This window comes from Leeuwenhoekiella sp. NPDC079379 (assembly GCF_044542075.1).
Classification (GTDB): domain Bacteria; phylum Bacteroidota; class Bacteroidia; order Flavobacteriales; family Flavobacteriaceae; genus Leeuwenhoekiella.
This window is the reverse complement of record NZ_JBITTU010000002.1, coordinates 450,763-471,539: the sequence shown is the minus strand read 5'-3', so window position 1 is coordinate 471,539 and position 20,777 is coordinate 450,763. Positions and strand designations below refer to the sequence as shown.

The window sequence follows — 20,777 nt, the reverse complement described above, 5'->3', positions numbered from 1 at the left end:
ACCTCTATATATTTTTATCTGAAACTCGATTTAAAACACCTTGAGCCCATTTTTTTGCCGGCTTTCCAAAGCATTCAATTAAATCATCAACTCCTATGACACTGCCTTTTGCGAGTCTTCCTAAAAGTGCGATATGTTGATTTGAGTTTCCTGCACTACTAATAATTCTGCCGTCTTCCAAAGTGTGCAAACCTAATTTATAACTCACTGCGTCTACTTTATGATCATTAAGTAAATGTTGTATTACAGAACTATTCACTGCAATTAATTGTGGTGGGTCTATTACCGAATTTACCATTACACCTGCAGTAGTTTTTTTATCATCTTTATTTAGTTCCCAACCCTGCGGAATCAACTTTATTTCAGGATTTTTAACAAAATCTAAATTTAGAATCCCGGCCTCGGCAACGGCTATAAGCTGCTGTAAACTTTCTACAGGAGGGCCATAAGAATAGCGCTTACTAGCTTCTATATAGTTAACAATATCAATCATCGCAGCATCAGAAATATCAAGATGCGTATAATCATGATACAAAATACTCAAAGCATAACGCCAAACCTGTCCTAAACAATAATCGAGACTTATTTTCTGTTTACCAAAAGCCATCTCTAACAGCATTTCCATTTGATCTAGAGCAGGAAGATTTTTGTCTAAGACAAGTGAATGTTTTGTTTCCGGTTTTCGTATAAAGGTTTCCACCAGTGGTTCTAAATACGTCTCATCACTAGAATAATGTCGTGCCTTATGCGCCAAACGTTTAAATACTGAAGCTGTAAGCGTTGCTAATGCTTTTATTAAAAATGTAGCATCTTTAATGAGTTCTGGTTTTTTTAAGGCAGAATCTAATTCATCTCTAAAACGTGCAAATTCATCAACAGTGGGCTCAAACCAGCTGTCAATAGCAGAATTTACCGGTTTTGGTGCCGGTGGTAATCCATCTAATGAAAATACAATTAGCTTTTTAGGAGCCGTTGCTGAAGGATGATATTTAAATTTTAAACCATTTTCAGAATTTGTAAAGGTGCCTCCAAAACCCAGAGTTAATGCCCTTACCTGATCTACCATAGACAACCCAAAACCTCTAAGCGCTACAAAAGCATCTGGTGTTATAGTTTCGGTTTCTAGTGCGCCCACGGGGTAAGGGTCTTTATATAACTTCAAATGAGAAAATTCTTTGGTATGCTTTTCCCAGGCTTTGAGTTGGTCTGATAGTTGTGTAGCCTGATGTCCTATAGTTAATACAACCTCATCTACGTAATGTGTTTTTTGAGCTGCATCAGTTATCAAACAACCTGTTTGAGTTGTTTCTACGTGAGTCACTTTATTAGCGATTAGTGTAGCACAATCTCCGCCCAACAACGCGTTTTTAATCGACTCAAAACGTGCGTTTAAATAAGCACCTAACTTCGCACGTGGTGGAAAATAATCTACCGCAGCAGTTTTAATTTCATCAGCACCAGTGGTAATCCATTCCTGATAACTAGGAAAGCTCGCAATATATAAATTGTCTACTCGTATTTCTGGTCTTCCCTGTAAACCGGCGCTAAGATGGCGTTCACTTATATTCGATAAATTTGTAACTACTTGCTGCGGACTCCAAATTTTACCGGCGCCGGGATACGCAGCCTCTTCAAACAAGAGAACATTTAGTTTAGTTTTTAAAGCTTTCTCTTGTTTAGCAATATACAGGGCTTCAAGTGCTGCAAGACCGCGAGGTCCTATTCCTATAATTGCAATAGTTTTATTATTTGACACGCTAAATGTTTAAATCATTAATTCTTTTCAATTGCAAAAGTAATTGCTTAAAAATACAATACTATCAACTGGTTTAGGACTAAGAAAATGGTCATTAATGCTAAGATTTTACTAATAATCAAGTGTTTCTCTTATTTATGGAATTTTCAGTTCTATAGATTATTTTTAAATATTTTGAATAATCAAAAACCTATTCCTTAATTATTTCCGTAAATAAAACAACGTCTTAAGGAACTAATATTAAATTAGCTCTTATAACTACATACAAGCAACAATCAATGGATGATTAATAAAAGAGAAATTTTAGGAGAGTTTTTAGGAACTTTTGTAATGGTGTTATTCGGTATTGGGTCTGTAGCTGTGGCTGTTCTTTTTAACGGGTATCAAAGTATATTACAAATTGCCATCGCCTGGGGAATTTCAGTAATGCTGGCTATTTACTTAACCAGACATTTATCTAATGCGCACTTAAATCCTGCGGTAACACTGGCAATGGTGATTAGTAAGCGTATGCCGTCAAGAAAACTTATTCCTTATGTAATTGCTCAAGTTTTAGGTGCTTTTGCAGCTGGTTGGGTTCTGTTTCTCTTATTTAATCCCTCTATAGAGGCTTTTGAAGCGGCGAATACTATTGTGCGAGGCAGTGCCGAAAGCTGGCAAACTGCAAAGATGTTTGGAGAATTTTATAGTGTACCCGATGGTGCTACAGTGAGTATGCCCTTAGCTATTTTTACAGAAGGCTTCGGAACTTTTTTACTGATGTTATTTATATTCGGTTTTACCGAAGGTTCAAATATAGGAAGACCTCACGACACCCTTGCCCCTGTTTTTATAGGTTTAACCGTTACCATAATCATTTGCCTTATCGCTCATTTAACACAAGCAGGTATTAATCCTGCCCGTGATTTTGGGCCGCGAATGGTAGCTTACTTAACAGGATGGGGAGATGCTGCATTTCCCGATGATTCCTTTGGATTCTTTTGGGTTTACATATTAGCTCCCTGTTTAGGAAGTACTGCAGCAGCATTTTTCTTTTGCAAAGTAGTTGATCCTATTATGAAACATGACCAACCTAATACCCTTTAATTCAGCTTAAAAACAAACGATTCTAAAGGTTTTATATCAACACGCATTGTTGCACGCTCATTAGTAACTTTTAAAATCCCTTTTTGCGTACTGTACAGTTGATCTGTCATCTCATATTCGCCTTCATTTAATCCCCAGATTTCTATTATATTCTTCGGAAGCTGAAGCTCAAACCCAAAGCTATCATGAGCATCAAAATTGGTTACCACAACTAATTTATCAGTATCAGACCAGCGTACAAATGAATGCACTCTATCATTGTACCATTCGGTATATTGTCTGTTGTGGGCGTGAATATCTGCATATTCACCTGTTATAGCAGAATTAGTTATACTGAAATTCAATAGGCGCTTATAAAAATCACGCAATTGGCGCTCATCATCTGTAGATTGGCCACCATCAAATTTTTTATTGTTAACCCAGCGTACTACCGAAGGTACACTGCCATAATCAAAAATTGAAGTTCGCGAAGGGTCACCAAAACCTAGATCTTCTGCTGCCGGTTCTCCCAGTTCCTGACCAAAATAAATCATTGTAGGCGATGTACTAATCAATGCAGAAACAACCATTGCAGGCTTCCCTTTTTCTGCGTTTCCTGCAAACTCAGGACTTGCAATACGCTGCTCATCGTGATTTTCAAGAAAGTGCAGCATATTAATAGCTATATCCTTTTGCTCGTTTATAATAGGTGCAATATGGTCTGTGCTTCCGTGACCTTGCATAATATGCTTTATCGTATCATACAATTCTACTTTATCATACAGGTAATCCATTTTTCCTTTAAAAATGTAATCTCTATATAATGACGGATTGTAAACCTCAGCAAGCAGAAATGCATCGGGATTTTTGGTTTTTATTGCAGAATTCATATAGCTCCAGAATTCTACCGGTACCATTTCGGCCATATCAAACCTAAAGCCATCAATCCCTTTTTCAGTCCAAAAAAGAGCGATTTCTTTAAATTTAACCCAGCTAGAGGGTACATCTTTATTTTTCCAGAATTCCTGATGTTTAGCAACATCCCAGTGCCCTGCGTCTTCAGGAAGCGGTTCAAAATCGATTCCCCCATCTGGCCAGATTCCGTAATTAATTTTTACGGTCTCGTACCAATCATTTTGATCGGGTTGAGCAGCACGACTTCCATTACCAGTCCATTTTGCTGGAGATTCTTTAAATTTTCCATCTGCAAGACTATATTGCTCTCCACCCAAAGGCAAATAGCTGTTTTGCCACTTAGGAACTTTAAAGTCTTCACCGGGTATGTAATAGAAATCATTATCACGTTTATAAGAAATGCTTGTATCATCGTCAGTCCCAAAAGCTGAAGTATGCGTTGGTGTATTTAAACTTTCGTACCTGCGGGCAACGTGATTAGGAACGATATCTATGATAACTTTTAAGCCGGCCTGATGCGTACGCTTTATGAGGGCTTCAAATTCTTCTAGACGTTTTGAAGGATTTACTGCCATATCAGGGTCAACTTGATAGTAGTCCTTTACCGCATACGGTGAACCAGCTCTACCTTTTACTACATCAGGATCATCGTTAGAAATACCGTATGTTGTATAATCTGTAATTACCGCGTGATGTGGTACTCCGGTGTACCAGATATAAGTCGCTCCCAGATCCTTTATTTCATTAAGCGCTTTAGTATCAAAATCATTAAACTTGCCTACCCCGTTTTCTTCAAGTGTTCCCCAGGGTTTGTTTGTGGTATTGGTATTTCCAAAGAGGCGTGTAAATACGTGATAAACAACTTCCTTTTTAGTTTTATTTTCGGTTTTCATGGCTGTGTTAGATTGTACACTAGTTTCAGTTTTACAACTAAAAAATAAGGTCAAGATAAGTATAAGAAGTAGTGAATTTCGAATCATTTTAGAATAATCTACTATTTAAATTCATTTTTACTGAAATTAGAGGGTGAGTCTGGTTCTTCTGAAAGTTCTAAGAATAGAATATATAGGTTAGTACTATTTAGGTAGACTCCCGCTCAATCAATGTGGTTGTAATTACGGTTGTTTTATAATTCTCTGCTTCTTTGTCACATTCCAACCGGTCTATAAGCATTTGTGCAGCCGCTTTCCCCATCTCATCACCGTGCTGATTTACCGCCGTTATTGCCGGGGTTGCGTATTGCAATAATTTTCCGTCAGAAAAACCTATAATCGCTACATCTTCGGGAATACGTTTACCTTGATTCTGTAACAGTTTCATAATAATTACCGCAAATATTTCATTTACACCAAGTACAGCATCAAAAGTGGTAGTGTTTATAAAATTCTGAATATCTGTATCTGCTTTATCTATATCATCAATTGTAAGTATGAGGCGGTCGTCTAATACAATATCGTGATCTGCCAGTGCTTTTTTATATCCTTTAGTACGCAATGAGCCAACACTTATATAATCTTCGGTTGTGATCAAAGCTATACGCTTACGTCCTTGATTTATTAAATGACTTATTGCGGTATACGATCCCCGCATATCATCAACAATAACCTTATCTGAAATTACTTTATCTGTAATTCTGTCTATCATAACCAGAGGCATACCTTGATTTTCAATTTCTATAAGATGATTGTAGTCTTCTTTTAGCTGGGTTTCTTTAGATAATGAAATTATAAAACCATCTACGATACCTCCACGAGCAAACATTTCCATACTCAATACCTCCTTCTCAAAAGACTCATTAGATACACAAACAAGTACATTATAACCGTTTTTATGCGCAACTTCCTCTACTCCCTTTAAGACAGTCGTAAAAAAATCGTGAACGATTTCGGGTATAAATAATGCTATATGCTTAGTTCTGCTGTTTTGAAGGCTTACGGCTATATTGTTAGGTTTGTAATTATAAAGTCTAGCAAAAGCCTGTACTTTGTCGCGGGTATCCTGCCCAATTTCAGAACTATTCTTTAGTGATTTTGAAACGGTAGATATAGAAACATCAAGCTCTTTGGCAATATCCTTAAGGGTGATTTTTCTTTTCATTCTGGTTTATACTTCTGCTCAAATTTGAGATTTATTTAAAATACTAGATAGCTGTTAACTTTTTTTGGCACAAAAAACTTGTCAACACGAAAACGTTAGAGTGACTACTATTAACATATAGTGATACAATATTAACATCCTACTTTAGGTAAGTTTGTCGTGTTAAATAATAAAAGTAAAGCAAACACTATTCAAAAAACTAAAGATCAATTCAAACAATTTTATGAAAATGTTATTTAAAAGAACACTTTTTCTCTTACTATTATTGCCAATTACAACGATTGCGCAATCTGTAGTAAGTGGAACTGTAGTTGACGCAACACTGCAACAACCGGTACCTGGTGTAAATGTCATTGTAGAAGGCACTACAAATGGTACCACAACAGATTTTGATGGTAAATTCACCTTATCTGGTGTAAACCAGGGATCTAAGATTAGCTTCTCGTATCTGGGTTTTAGAACGCAAACGATTCCGTTTACAGGTCAAGGTACTATAGATGTATCGCTTACTGAAGATGCATCAGAACTTGATGCTGTTGTGGTAGTGGGTTATGGTACTACTACTAAAAAAGATCTTACGGGTTCTGTAGCTCTTATAAGTGAAGATGATTTCAATAAGGGTAACAACGTAACTGCAGAGAACTTACTTAACGGTAGAGTTGCCGGTCTTACTGTAAATACAGGAGGTTCACCGGGATCTAATTCTGAAATTAGAATACGTGGAGGAGCATCATTAAATGCTTCTAATGATCCGTTAATTGTAATTGATGGTTTGCCGGTAAGCAATGTTGCAAACGGTACACGATCTATCATTTCCTCGATTAACCCGGCAGATATAGAATCTTTTTCGGTTTTAAAAGATGCTTCTGCAGCGGCTATTTATGGTAACCGTGGTGCAAATGGGGTTATTATCATTACTACAAAAAAAGGTAAACAAGGCTTAAAAGTAAACTTTGACAGCCAGGCAAGTGTATCGCGTTTAACCGATAAGATTGATGTTTTTAATGCATCAGAATTCCGTAGTTTAGTTACTGAGCGCTTCCCAGACCGTGTAGGTTTATTAGGTAATGCAAATACAGACTGGCAAGATGCTATTTATCGCGATGCGTTTTCTTCGCAGCACAACTTATCAGTAAGTGGGAGTCTTGCAGACAATTTACCAGCACGTCTTTCTGTAGGGTATGCAGATCAGGAAGGTTTGCGTAAAACTTCTTCTTTTGAGCGTACAACTACTTCACTTTCTTTAAACCCACGTTTTTTTGACGGAGATTTAAAAATTGATTTTAATGCGAACTTAAACTTTGAGCGCAATCAATTTGCTCCGGGTATTGAAGGCAATGCATTACAGTTTAACCCAACTCAACCTATTTACGATCCCAATTCTCAGTATGGCGGGTTTTACGAATACACAGGTACTAACGGTCGTATTTTAGGAAATGTACCCCGTAACCCGGTTGCACAATTAATGCAAACACAAGATGTGGCTAGTGTGCGTCGTTACTACGGAAACTTTAAAGTTGATTACAGACTACCGTTTTATGAGCCTTTACGTGCTGTAGTAAATTTAGGTTTAGACGAGAGTCAATCAGATCGTTTCTTTGAAATAGACCGTAACAGCGCATTAGGTACTAATGCTGAAGAAGGAGAAACATTAGGACAACGTTCTGATACTGATTTTAAATCTTCTAACCGTTTATTTGATGCATATTTAGTGCATACCAAAGCTTTTGGAGATTTCAACACAGAAATTACAGGAGGATACTCGTACCAAATATTTGAGAACGAAAATTTCACAACAAACAATGTGCGCGACCCTAATGCGGCACCTCCAGAAAACACCATAAGTCCAGATGTTGTGCTACTGGCTTACTTTCTACGTGGTAACTTCAATTACAAGAGTAAGTATTTCTTGAGTGCTTCTATACGTCGTGATGGTACTTCTCGTTTTGGACCAGAAGAGCGTTTTGGATATTTCCCGGCAGTATCTGGTGCTTGGCAGATTTCTGATGAAGATTTCTTAAAAGAATCTGAGACCTTAAGCTTATTAAAATTACGTTTGGGTTATGGTATTACCGGTCAACAGGATATCTCATCTCAATATGACTACTTATCTCGTTATGGCTTAGGAGATAGCAGATCTCAATATCAGTTTGGGAATCAGTTTTTTACAATAGGACAACCTTTCTTTAGAAATGCAGGTATTAAATGGGAAGAAATTACAGAATATAACGCAGGTCTTGACTATGGTTTTTTCAACGGAAAACTTAATGGTTCTCTTGATTTCTTCCGTAAAGAATCAAATGATTTACTTTCATCAGCTCCTGTGCCAGATGGTGTAAACTTCTCAAATCAAGGTTTTCAAAATATCGGAAAATTCACAACTCAGGGTATTGAATTTGTGATAGACTACAATGTCGTTTCTAACGATAATTTTAACTGGAATGTAAACTACAATGCAACTTACATAGACCGTGAGATAAACCGTCTAGCTTTTGGACAGGATATTTTAACTCAAGGTATATCTGGTGGTACCGGTAATACAATACAGGTACAACGTGAAGGCTTTGCTCCTAACTCATTCTTTGTTTACAGACAGTTATACGATACTGCAGGTGCTCCTATAGAAGGTGCGTATGTAGATGTAAACAGTGATGGTATTCTTAACGATGCAGATAAATACATCGCAGGTAACGGCCGCGCAGATGTTACAATGGGTTTTCAATCTACTATGAATTATAAAGATTGGGATTTCAGTTTTAACCTGCGTGCAAGTTTTGGAAATGACATTTACAACAACGTAAATTCGGGTAACGCACAATACGGTAATGTTTTTAGAACAGTATTAAACAACGTACCTACACAGGTTTTAGAAACCAACTTTGTAAACACACCAGATGTTATTTTATCTGATTATTATCTGGAAGATGCAGATTTCTTACGTATGGATAACATTACCTTAGGTTACACTTTTGATGCTGACAAGCTGGGCAAAGGCACGCTAAGACTTTGGACAGGTGTTCAGAATGTATTTGTTATTACTGACTACTCGGGTCTTGACCCTGAAATTACTAATAATGGTGTGGACAATACAATTTTCCCAAGAGGACGCACTTTCTTATTCGGACTGAATTATGGATTTTAATATTAAAAATATGCTACAATTAAGAACATTCGCTTTAATGCTACTCCTGGGCGGAGTATTCATTGCCTGCGAATCTGATCTGGACGTTACTCCAGAAGATGATGATGAGCTTTTAGCAGACGGCTTTTTTGAAAACGAAGGAGCTTATAAGCAAGCACTTGCAGGTGTTTATGCAAACTTAAGTTTAACCAGTATTAATGATCCGGGAGGTTCTAACATCGCCGGTCTTGATGCAGGTACAGGTCAATACATACGTGGGTTATTCAATCTTCAAAACCTTTCTACAGATGAAGTAATCTGGACGTATGAGAATGACCCGGGATTACGCGGAATGCAACGCAACAGCTGGAGCTCAGACAACCCCCTAATTTTGGGAGTATTTGCACGTGCATCTTATGAGATTGCACTGGCTAATGAGTTTTTAAGACAAACTACTCCTGAGGCCTTAAGCGGAAGAGGCGAAAGCACAGAGCTTGTTGCTACCGTACAAACGTACCGCGCAGAAGCACGGGTATTGCGTGCATTAGCAAACTACCATTTGTTAGATATGTTTGGCAAGGCACCTTCAGTAACAGAAAATGATGCTGTAGGATTTGATCAGGTTCCTGAAATAGTAGGAGCAGATTTATTCACTTATATTGAAACTGAACTTACTGCTGCCCTACCCGATCTAATCGCTGCGAGACAGAATGAATATGCTCGTGTAGATCAGGGTGTGGCTAATATGTTACTTGCAAAGCTATATTTAAATGCAGAAGTATATACTGGTACACCGCGTTATGCAGATTGTGTTGCGGTATGTGAAACATTAATAAGCAGTGGCTATAGTTTAACATCTAATTATCTGTTCAACTTTATGGCAGATAACGATACTAACGGAGCGCAAAACGAAATCATATTTCCGGTTGCTAATGATGGTACTAATACGCAAAACTTTGGCGGTACAACTATAATTATTCAAGGTGAAGTAGGTGTTCCTGAAAATAACGGTGAAAGCCTGGGTGTTAATGCTACCGGTTTTGGTGGTTTATTTAGAGTACGACCAGATTTTTCAAGACTTTTTACAGCAAATCCTATTTATCAAAACGATGCACGTAATACATTAATTACAGCAGATCGTACAATGGAAATTGACAATGTAGGCAACACGGCACAAGGTTATTTAATAACTAAATTCTCAAACCGCACCTCTACAGGAGGCTTTGGTACTGACCGTACTTTTACAGATACAGATTATCCACTTTTTAGATATGCAGATGTTTTACTTATGTATGCTGAAGCGACCCTACGTGGTGGTGGTGGCTCTACTGCTCTGGCTCTGGAATATGTTAACGATTTAAGAGAGCGTGCTTTTGGCAATACTTCGGGAAATATCACGCAGGCACAGCTTACATTAGACTTTTTACTAGATGAGCGTTCTAGAGAATTGTATTGGGAAAGTCATAGAAGACAGGACCTTATACGTTTTGGAGTGTATAGTGGTAGTGACTATTTATGGTCTTATAAGGGCGGCCCTCAAGCAGGTACTTCTATCCCTGAGTTTAGAACGTTATTCCCTATACCTAATCAAAGTTTATCATCAAATGCTAACCTGTCTCAAAACGCAGGTTACTAGAATTTAAAAATCGAAAACTATGATATCAAAAATTAAACAGTTTGCATTCTTAATTGCAGTGGTTATAGCAGCCGCTTGCAGTGAAGATGATGAGAAACTAACCGTAGCGGTAGAAGATGCTCCGCTACTTGCTCAACTAGATATTAACCGGGTTGCTTTAGATCAAACAAACCCGGGAAATCCAGCTGTAACTATAAGCTGGAACAAAGCGAGTTATGGTTTACCTACCCTAGTAACGTATGTTGTTGAGTTTGCTACAGAAGATTCGTTTAATAACCCTGTAACGGCATCTACAACCTCAAATACGGAAGCAACTCTGTCTGTAAGTGCATTAAACAATACAGCAAATGCATTAGGGTTTGTACCTTTTGAGTGGCAACAGGCGTATGTACGCATCAAGTCTTCAATAGGCACGCAAACATCAAATGTGAGTTATTCAGAACCTATTGAGATTAGCATTAATCCGTATTTTTCTTACCCATACGACGATTACTATTTGGTAGGAGCTGCAACTGCTGCAGATTGGAACAATGATAACAACAATCCGCTTTTATTTAGAAATGCATTTAATGAAAATGAATATACCTATACCGGTAGATTTCTTGCAGATGATTTTAAAATTTTAATCAACCGTGGCGCCTGGGCTCCACAATACGGTCAGGACGGTGGTTCGTTAGTTTTAAGAGCTACAGATGATGACCCTGATCCTCCGGTAATTACTTCTGCAACTGCCGGCTACCGAAAATTTACAGTAAATTTTGCTACGGGTGCATTTTCATTTGAAGATGTTACTGCGGTTGGGGATGCTTTTACTTCCGTTTCTGTTTCAGCAGAAAATGGTAATATGGTTGCTCTTACCCCACTGGCGTTTGACCCACATATCTGGTATGTGCGCTCTACACAGTTACAAGCGGGTTCTATTTCTTTTTTAGCTAATGGAAGCACAACCTACGGAAGCACTACAGAATTTTCGGGTGTAGCTACTGTCGATGGCGGAAACATTCCGATACCCGTAAAAGATGATTACGAAATCTGGTTTAACGATATCACCGGTGATTACGCGATGATTCCTCTTAACTTTTCTAAATAAAAAGTATGAACACACTATTAAAATATTCAATTTTTAGTCTTTTCGCTTTAGCTACCCTAACAGCTTGCGATAATACTGAAGATCTAATACTAGAAGAACCACAAACATCTTTTGATGTAAATGGTACTAATTTTTCAAATCTGGTTTTAAACGCTTCGTTTCCTGAAAACGCTGCGTTTACCATTAGCTGGAAAGATGAGTTAGATGCAGCATCAACCTATGAAGTTGTTATGACAACTGATGAAGAGTTTACTAATGAAATAGCTCTGGGAACAAGTGATGACACTAATTTTACAATTTCGGTAAGTGCTTTAAACCAACTGCTATTAAATGCCGGTGCAGAACCGTACAAAATGTTTCCTATTTACGTGCGTATTATTAACGGTGCTCAAGCTACTTCTGCACTGAGCTATAATGTTATGCCTTATGCTGTAGATGCTCCCGTAATTGTAAATCCGGCTGCGGATTCTAGTGTTGTTTTAGATGGTGAAAATCCTGATGCAGCTGCACTTGAAATGATGTGGACCGATTTTTCTACGGAGGGTACTGCTGTATCTGTTGTTTACAATTTACAATTAGCTGTAGCAGGAAGTAATTTTGAAACGTTTCAAACTGTAGCACAGGTAACAGACTTAAATGAATACACAATATCAAACTCACAACTTAATGCATTAGCATTAACATTAGGCGCAGAAGAAGAAGTTTCTTATGCTCTCGAGACACGTATTCTAGCAACTATTACCAGTGATACCGGCGTAAATGAACGTCTTTCTACACCGATTGCATTTAACGTTACCACCTATAGTACTGCCGTAACTAATTTATTTTTAGTGGGTAGTGCAACAGCTTCAGACTGGAATAATAACAACAATAATGCTCCTATCATTCGAGATCCTAATAACAAGAATGTGTACTCGTACACTGCTAAATTTTTAGGAGGAGGCGATTTCGCTTTTAAATTGTTAGAAAAACGAGGTCAATGGCAACCACAATGGGGAGTTACAAATAATGTTTTTGTAAGCAACGAAATACTGGGTCAGGAGCCGGGTGTACTAAGCGTAGCCACTACAGGTTATTACAAACTTGATGTAAATACAAAAACTGGTGCTTTCAGCATCACTCCATATGATGCGAGCGCTGCCCCAAGCTACACGACTATAGGATACATTGGGTCTTCACGTACCGGTAATGGTGACGGCTGGAATGAGCCCGATGCAAACCTTACGCAATCTACTTTTGACCCGCATATCTGGTATGCAAATAATGTAACCTTGTTTGATGGCGAATTAAAATTTAGAGCAAATGACACCTGGGGAATTAACTGGGGAGCACCTACTGCGATAAGCGGTTTTGGAGTTCGGGATTCATCATCTAATATCCCGGTTTCAGCAGGAACTTATGATATTTGGTTTAATGATTTAACCGCTGGGTATATTCTTATTCCAAACGAATAAAACAACATCTTATTACCTCTAAGGCCGTGCTCGCACGGCCTTTTTTAATCTTTAAAATCTGAGAATGAAAACAAAACTACTTCTAATTTTCCTCCTCGTTTTGCCTATAAGATTTATAGCGCAAACTATTACCATTACTCCAGATCCTTTTGCTGAAGCGGAAACAATAACAATTACCGCATCTAATGTACCTTGGACAACGGGTGTTTATCTATGGTCCTGGCATTATGATTCTACCGAAACTCAAATAAACAATCCTGAAGCTATAGGTACAGATTTTAGCAATTCTCCTGAGAGTGCCCGCTTTACTGATAATGGCAACGGTACGTATTCTTACACCTTAAAACCTACCGAATTTTACGACAATACCGGTATAAGCCGTATCGGATTACTAATAAAAAATAAAAATGGAACTCAACAAAGTAGTGATCAAATTAAAAATGTAGGAGCATTTAATCTTAACCTAACGGCTCCTAGTGCCACAAGCACCAGTATAACCGGCGGCTCTATATTTGAGATTGCTGCTACTGCCAGTTTAAATGCAGACTTCAAGCTGTATGCAAATGAAAATCTGTTAGATACTCAAAGTAATAAGACATCTTACTCATTCACTACCACTCCTAATCTAAATACCGTCTATCGCTTAGAAGCTTTACAAATCGGGACATCTAATCTGGTTGTACGTAGTTTTAAAACCTTAGTAAAACCTACTCCTGTAGCTGCAGCAGTACCTACGGGTATGAAAGATGGTTTTAACTACGACAAATCAAAGCCTAATGAAGCTACTTTGGTATTCTTTGCGCCTAATAAAGATTTTATTCATGTGATAGGAAATTTTAATGCGAATAACTGGTCACTTGACGATAAGTATCTAATGAATTATGATGCTGCTACAGACCGTCACTGGATTAAATTAGATCTAACCAATACTCCTAAAACAGATTTACTATATCAATATGTAGTAGAATATGCGATAACTGTGGCAGACCCCTACTCTACGCTCATTCTAGATGAGTTTGACGATCAATATATAGAATCAGCTACCTTTTCTAACATACCGGCATATCCTTCGGGAAAGACTTCTAATGCGATTTCTTATGTTCAGTTAGATGAAAGTGATTATAACTGGCAGATTACAGATTTTAAGCCGGCTAATCGTGAAGATCTAGTAATCTACGAAATTCTTATTCGTGATTTTGATGATGCCCATAGTTTTCAAAGTGTAATAGATCGTCTGGGTTATTTGCAAGAATTAGGAATAAACACTATTGAGTTAATGCCCGTTCAGGAATTTGATGGGAATGTAAGTTGGGGTTATAATCCTGCGTTTCATATGGCATTAGATAAATATTACGGCACTCGTAATGCTTTTAAAGCCTTAGTAGATGCAGCACACGCAAAAGGAATCGCCGTAATTATAGATGTAGTTTACAACCACGCCAGCGGTCAAAATCCCTACTACCGCATGTACAATACCAGCAACGGGGGCACCGGTGGTCAGGCAAGTGCAGATAGTCCGTTTTTTAATCAAACGGCTACACATTCTTATAGCGTTTTTAATGATTTTAATCACAATGAAGCATCTACTAAGAATTACGTAAAACACACTGCCGAATATTGGATAGATGAATTTAAAATTGATGGTTTCCGTTGGGATCTAACTAAAGGCTTCACACAAAACTGTACCGCTGCTGATGAGTCTTGTTCAAACGCTTTTCAGCAAGATCGAGTAACAGTTCTTAAGGAATATGCAGATATGCAATGGGCAGCAGATCCTGATTTTATGATCATTTTTGAACATTTAGGCGGTATCGCCGAAGAAAAGCAATGGGCAGATTACCGCTTTAATGAGGGCAAAGGAATTATGCTTTGGAATAAACAAACAAACGCGTATAACCAAACCACGATGGGCTACAGCTCAGAATCAAACTTTAACGGGGCATCCTATAAACAAAAAGGTTTTGATAACCCTGCTGCTGTTACCTATATGGAAAGTCACGATGAAGAACGCTTAATGTATAAGAATCTGGCCTTTGGCAATACCAGCGGATCATATACTACTAAAGATTTGAATACCGCATTAAACCGAATGCAAGCAGCCGGAGCCGTATTTTTTACGATTCCGGGGCCTAAAATGATTTGGCAGTTTGGAGAACTGGGTTATGACACTAGTATTTTTACGTGTGAAGACGGCAGTAATCCCGGAGATGATAGTTGCAAACTAAGCCCAAAACCAGACGGATGGGATTTATTAAATACTGCACAGCGTCTTGAATTACGAGACAGTTGGATGCAAATGATTCAGCTAAAAAAAGAACTTCCCATTTTTGAAACTTCTAATTTTACCGTTGAGACCGGTGCTACAAATCTTGTTAAAAAAATACATCTCACCAGCTCTACAGCCGCTGAAGGTGAAATTAATTTTGTAACTGTTATAGCAAATTTTGGACTTACAACACAAAATATAGTACCAGATTTTCAGGAAACCGGAACCTGGTATAATTTAATGAATAACGAAAGTTATGAAGTAAGTAGTACTACAGCACCTATAAGTCTCGAGCCTGGTGATTTTAGGATTTTTGCCAACAAAAGTGCTAATCTGTCTATAAAATCTTTTGATACTAAAAATCAACTCACCGTATATCCCAATCCTGCTTCTTTAAATTTTAAATTAACCCAAGAGGTAGATTCTATTTCTATTTACACGATTGATGGTTCACTAATTAAAAACCTAAACTTTGAAAATTCTAAAAATCAAGAAGTAGATGTTAGTGATTTAAATGCAGGCATATATCTTGTAAAAGCTAAAAAGGATTCAGCTTCCCAAACGTTGAAATTAATTGTTAAGTAATTAGAATATATGATTCTAAAACAGCTGAAAATTCAAATATTTTATATTCAATTATAATAAAATTTACTAAAAATTATACTTGTATTAATTGTTGTAATTATAAAACCCAAAGTGGGTTACTAATCTGAGACTAAATCAAAAAAAGGTGTTTTTCCCCTTTTAGGAAAGTCTCCTTTTGGATAGTTTTACTATGTATTAATCAATGATTTATACCGTTTTTTATTTAATTAATAGGGGAATTAAATTTAAAATGTATTAATGATTTAGGGGTGAAAGGCACTTTGCGAAAGCAAGGTGTTTTTCTTTTTTAGACAAATCTGTAATTAAAAGAAGGTTTAATTAAGATTTACTTCAATTTTCACCTAAAATATTGTTAATTAAATTGTAAATTTACGATGTCATTAATAATTTAGGGGTGAAAGGCACTTTGCGAAAGCAAGGTGTTTTTCTTTTTTAAAGAGCTTTGTAAAAGCTTTTTAGGCTTTAAAGATTTGACATATATTTCCTATAATACAACTAATACAACCTATCTTTCAAACGCATAATACGCGTTTTTGAATAGCAACTTCCCTAGTCAAGAGAATTTTTATTGGGTTGTTTAAAGTCAAGATTAAAACGATCTCTTCGCACTAAGACACGCTTTCTGAATAGTAGAAATATAATATAGCCAAGCCAGCTAAAAATCCCAACTATAAAAAGCCACATAAATAATTCTTTAATTGATTTAAATTTTTGATACCGCAGTTCAAGAAGTAGTAATACGATAAAAAGAATGCGTAGGTAAATCAAGATTTTTTGGAATTTTATGCGGACTATTAATCCTTAAAATTACTAATTAAAGCCTGATAGGACAGAAAGTTTCCGCCAAATAAATCTAAAATTTTTCTTTCATCAAAAACTTCTCTTTATTAGTAAAAATCAGATTGACTAATTTCTCAACATTTAATTCTATACCGGTAATACCGTTATTAAAAAAGCTAATACCAACTGAATTATTTATTAAGAATAAAATACAAATAACTTAATAGATAAAAGCTGCTCCTCTCAACCTCTAATCTTTAAAACAAGAAAAGCAGACCTTTATGGTCTGCTTTTCTAAATACTATATAAAAAATTACTTATTGCTTCTGAGTTGCGATATAGTTTATCACCTGTTCTTCTAAAACTGAAAGTGGTAAAGCACCCTGCCCTAAAACAACTTCGTGAAATGCTCTAATATTAAATGTATCGCCTAATTCAGTTTCTGCTTTGGCGCGTAGTTCTAGTATTTTATTCATACCTACTTTATAAGCCGTAGCCTGACCCGGCATTACAATATGACGTTCTACCATTTTAATGCAATCACTTTCTGCATTTGGTGTGTTTTCTTTGTAATAAGCAATACCCTCTTCACGTGTCCATTTTTTATCATGAATACCAGTATCAACAACCAGTCTACACGCACGCCAAAGCTCCATTGCTAATCTTCCGAAGTCAGAATATGGATCTTTGTACATTCCCATTTCTTTAGGTACGTACTCGCAATACAAGCCCCAACCCTCAATATAAGGTGTGTAACCACCAAATTTTCTAAACTTAGGTAAACCTTCTAATTCCTGAGCTATCGCAAGTTGCATATGATGACCGGGTATTCCCTCGTGATACGCTAGTGCTTGCATTTGATATTTTGGCATTGCTTTTATATCATACAGGTTTGCATAATAAATACCGGGTCTTGAACCGTCTGGAGCAGGAGAATTATAAAATGCTTTCCCAGCACTTTTTTCTCTAAAAGCTTCCACCTGTTTAACAACAACTTCAGCTTTTGGCTTGGTTATAAATAGTTCGTCAAGATGACCACGCATATCGTCTATAATAGCTTTAGCTTCTTTCATATATGCAGCACGTCCCTCACTAGAATCCTCGTAATAAAATTGTTTATCAACACGCATAAACTCAAAGAAGTCTTGCAGACTGCCTTCAAATTTTACTTGTTTCATAATCTCCTTCATCTCACCGTGAATACGTTCAACCTCATTAAGGCCTAATTTGTGAATCTCTTCTGCCGTCATCGAAGTTGTGGTCGCTCTATTTAAAGCAATAGCATAAAAAGCATCACCTCTGGGAAATTTCCACACCCCATCGTCTGTTGTAGCTCGTATTTTTTGGTTTTCAACAAAACTTATCAATTCATTGTATGCAGGTTGTAAACTATCTACAAGGGCTTTTGTAGCATCTACCAATAATTTTTCTTGTACTGCTGTATCTAATTTCAGTTTATTAAGCTTCGACTCAAAATCTGCTAAAATTGGCATTTGTTCTTGAGAGTCGTCAAAAGGACTTCCTTTCAAAATATTTCTACTGTCATCTAAAACACGATCTAAGACAAATTTTGGAGCTATAATCTGGTTGCTCTCTCTTATTCCTAACTGATTTCTCAACTCTGTAAATAGCGGTTTTACGCCACGTATTCGCGCAATGTATGCTTCGGCATCTGTAACGCTGTCTATACGATGCTTATTAATTAAAAATGCAGGAACACTTGAGTGCAAGCCATACATTTGATTAACCGGGTAATTGTAAAAACGATATTCATAATCTTCAATTTCGTTTTTCATATTCAACTTATAAAGCGTGTAACTTATTGCAGTTACAGAGTCTAAAGCTGCCACATTTACCTCCTGCTCTAAATAGTTTAATCGCTCTTTTGCATTGTTGTAGTTAACGAGCATCTGGTCTGAAGAAATATCATCCCATTTACCATAATTAGTTTTATAGCCTAAATCTGTTTGCCATTGTGGTGACATTGCCACATCTGCTTCAAACTGATTTTCAAACCAGGTATTTAACGCTGCACTAGCTTCAGCGATCTGAGCCTCGCTTAAAGATTTATTAGTTTCGGTTTTACACGAACTTGTAGCTATAAAAATGCTGAAAAGTATCAGACTGATTTTAATCTTCATATGTCTTATTTTATAACTGTGAATTGAATCTCTGAATCCCCATAAACTGTATGTGTCTCTTTTGTAAAATCTTCTGCTTTTGCCATATAGATATTAGGCACATACGTTTGCGGGTTGCGATCTATAAATGGAAACCAGGTACTTTGAATTTGAATCTGAAGTTTGTGCCCTTTTAAAAATGTGTGGTTTATGTCTTGTAGGGTAAGATCTACTCCAGTTTTTGTATTAGCTTCAAAAGGTTTAGGATCACTAAAGCTGTCGCGAAAACGACCACGCATTACCTCACTACGCACCATCATGTGGTAATTGCCCATTTTGAGATAGGCCTGTGTTTCTGGATAATCTTCTGCATCTGGAGGGTAGACATCTATCACCTTAACAACCCAGTCTGCAGCAGTACCTGTAGTCGCTACTTGTAGCTTAGCCAGAATTTCCCCGCTTAAGGTCATATCTTCGGTCAAAACAGCTGTTTCATAAACTAATACGTCTGGTCTTCTCGCAGCAAAACGCTGATCGTCTGTCATATATTTACGAGGGGTAAACACCATTTTAATGTCTTCAGAATACGGTACCGGCTTTTGAGGATCACTAATAAAAGTATTTTCAAATTCTGGTGCTGCAACTTCAGTTAGCTTTTGATTTGCGCCTAAGTAAAAACTCTTTTTCTGCGCTTCTTTTGCCGGCCAGCTTGTGTAAGAATCCCATTCACGGGCACCACTATCATACATTGAAGCTTCGGGAAGATTAAGTTCTCCTTTACCGTTATTTTTTAAGAAATGATTGAAAAACACCGTCTCGTAATTCTTTTGAAAATCACGTGATAAATTATCTCCAAAATAAACATTCCCAATTGCCTGACGTTCTGTTTGACGGGCCCAATCACCGTGACTCCAGGGACCAAAAACCATAATATTGTAGTTGTCGCTATTTTGCTCTATCTCCTTATACGTATTAAACGGACCGTATAAATCTTCGGCGTCAAAAAGACCACCTACGACCATAACCGCTGGTTTAATATTTTTTAAATGCTGAAGAATACCGCGGCTTTTCCAAAACTCGTCATAGTTAGGGTGCTCTTTAAATTGCTCCCAGAACACATTGTCTTTTTTGTAAAATGTGTCTAGATTTGTTAAAGGCCCCTGGTCTAAGAAAAACTGATATTGATCTTCTGATGGTAATTCAGGAAATTTATACCACGCCTCAGTTGTGGGCTCTGTTTTCATATAACCAAATAACGAAATAGCTCTCCAGTAACTTTCTAGAAACGCACCATTATGATGAAAATCATCAAAGAAAAAATCTGAAATACAAGCTTGAGGAGAAACGGCTTTTAACGCAGGATGTTCACTAAGTAACGAATAAGTTGCATAATAACCCGGATACGAGATTCCCCATGTTCCTACATTACCGTTATTATTAGCCACATTTTTTATAAGCCAGTCTATAGTATCATAGGTATCACTGGCCTCATCTACTTGTTTTTTCTTTTTATTGGGAATGTAAGCCCGCATATTATCATAAACGCCTTCACTATTCCAGCGACCACGTACATCCTGATGTACAAAAATATTGCCTTCTTCAACCAGGTACTGGTTAGGCCCTATTCTACCTTTAAAATTTTCTTCGCCGTAAGGAGCGCAGCTATATGGCGTGCGCATCATTAACATAGGATATTTTTGCGTCTTGTCTTTAGGAGAATAAATTGTGGTATGCAATAAAATACCATCACGCATTTTAATTTTGACTTCCTTTTTATCGTAATGCTCTTTTACGTATTCTTCTGTTTGTGCCTGTAAGCCGGAAACCAGCAACAAGAACAAACCAACTAAGGCTATTTTAAAGTTTTTCAT

General features: G+C 37.1%; 11 protein-coding genes. 6 read left to right on the top strand and 5 right to left on the bottom strand.

Annotation, left to right across the window (positions count from 1 at the left end):
* Nucleotides 1-4 precede the first annotated feature (4 nt).
* A complete protein-coding gene (locus tag ACIGAM_RS05385; RefSeq protein WP_396510432.1) occupies nt 5-1,756 on the bottom strand; it encodes an FAD/NAD(P)-binding protein in 1,752 nt (583 codons plus the stop codon).
* Nucleotides 1,757-2,038: 282 nt separating this feature from the next.
* On the opposite strand from ACIGAM_RS05385, the gene ACIGAM_RS05380 reads away from it, so the two are divergent.
* Nucleotides 2,039-2,842: an MIP/aquaporin family protein gene (locus ACIGAM_RS05380; RefSeq protein WP_396510431.1), complete on the top strand. Its 804-nt coding sequence runs from the start codon at nt 2,039-2,041 to the stop codon at nt 2,840-2,842.
* On the opposite strand, the gene ACIGAM_RS05375 is transcribed toward ACIGAM_RS05380, so the two are convergent.
* On the bottom strand, nt 2,839-4,716 hold the full coding sequence (locus ACIGAM_RS05375; protein WP_396510430.1) for an alpha-amylase family protein: 1,878 nt from the start codon (nt 4,714-4,716) through the stop codon (nt 2,839-2,841). The genes ACIGAM_RS05380 and ACIGAM_RS05375 overlap by 4 nt on opposite strands.
* A gap of 100 nt (nt 4,717-4,816) precedes the next feature.
* Complete coding sequence (locus ACIGAM_RS05370) at nt 4,817-5,833, bottom strand: LacI family DNA-binding transcriptional regulator (RefSeq protein WP_396510429.1); 1,017 nt, start codon at nt 5,831-5,833, stop codon at nt 4,817-4,819.
* Between the two features lie 223 nt (nt 5,834-6,056).
* On the opposite strand from ACIGAM_RS05370, the gene ACIGAM_RS05365 reads away from it, so the two are divergent.
* From ACIGAM_RS05365 to ACIGAM_RS05345, 5 genes are all read left to right on the top strand, one after another.
* Complete coding sequence (locus ACIGAM_RS05365) at nt 6,057-8,975, top strand: SusC/RagA family TonB-linked outer membrane protein (protein WP_396510428.1); 2,919 nt, start codon at nt 6,057-6,059, stop codon at nt 8,973-8,975.
* A 10-nt stretch (nt 8,976-8,985) separates the two neighbouring features.
* Nucleotides 8,986-10,590, top strand: a complete 1,605-nt coding sequence (locus ACIGAM_RS05360; RefSeq protein WP_396510427.1) for a RagB/SusD family nutrient uptake outer membrane protein — start codon at nt 8,986-8,988, stop codon at nt 10,588-10,590.
* A gap of 19 nt (nt 10,591-10,609) precedes the next feature.
* Nucleotides 10,610-11,680, top strand: a complete 1,071-nt coding sequence (locus tag ACIGAM_RS05355; RefSeq protein ID WP_396510426.1) for a SusE domain-containing protein — start codon at nt 10,610-10,612, stop codon at nt 11,678-11,680.
* A gap of 5 nt (nt 11,681-11,685) precedes the next feature.
* Nucleotides 11,686-13,134: a SusE domain-containing protein gene (locus tag ACIGAM_RS05350; protein ID WP_396510425.1), complete on the top strand. Its 1,449-nt coding sequence runs from the start codon at nt 11,686-11,688 to the stop codon at nt 13,132-13,134.
* Between the two features lie 64 nt (nt 13,135-13,198).
* On the top strand, nt 13,199-15,985 hold the full coding sequence (locus tag ACIGAM_RS05345; RefSeq protein ID WP_396510424.1) for an alpha-amylase family glycosyl hydrolase: 2,787 nt from the start codon (nt 13,199-13,201) through the stop codon (nt 15,983-15,985).
* A gap of 1,118 nt (nt 15,986-17,103) precedes the next feature.
* Here the strand turns inward: ACIGAM_RS05345 and ACIGAM_RS05340 are convergent.
* Both ACIGAM_RS05340 and ACIGAM_RS05335 read right to left on the bottom strand, forming a co-directional pair.
* Nucleotides 17,104-18,927: a DUF885 domain-containing protein gene (locus ACIGAM_RS05340; protein ID WP_396510423.1), complete on the bottom strand. Its 1,824-nt coding sequence runs from the start codon at nt 18,925-18,927 to the stop codon at nt 17,104-17,106.
* A gap of 5 nt (nt 18,928-18,932) precedes the next feature.
* Nucleotides 18,933-20,777 (bottom strand): CocE/NonD family hydrolase, encoded by a 1,845-nt coding sequence (locus tag ACIGAM_RS05335; protein WP_396510422.1) that lies wholly within the window; start codon nt 20,775-20,777, stop codon nt 18,933-18,935.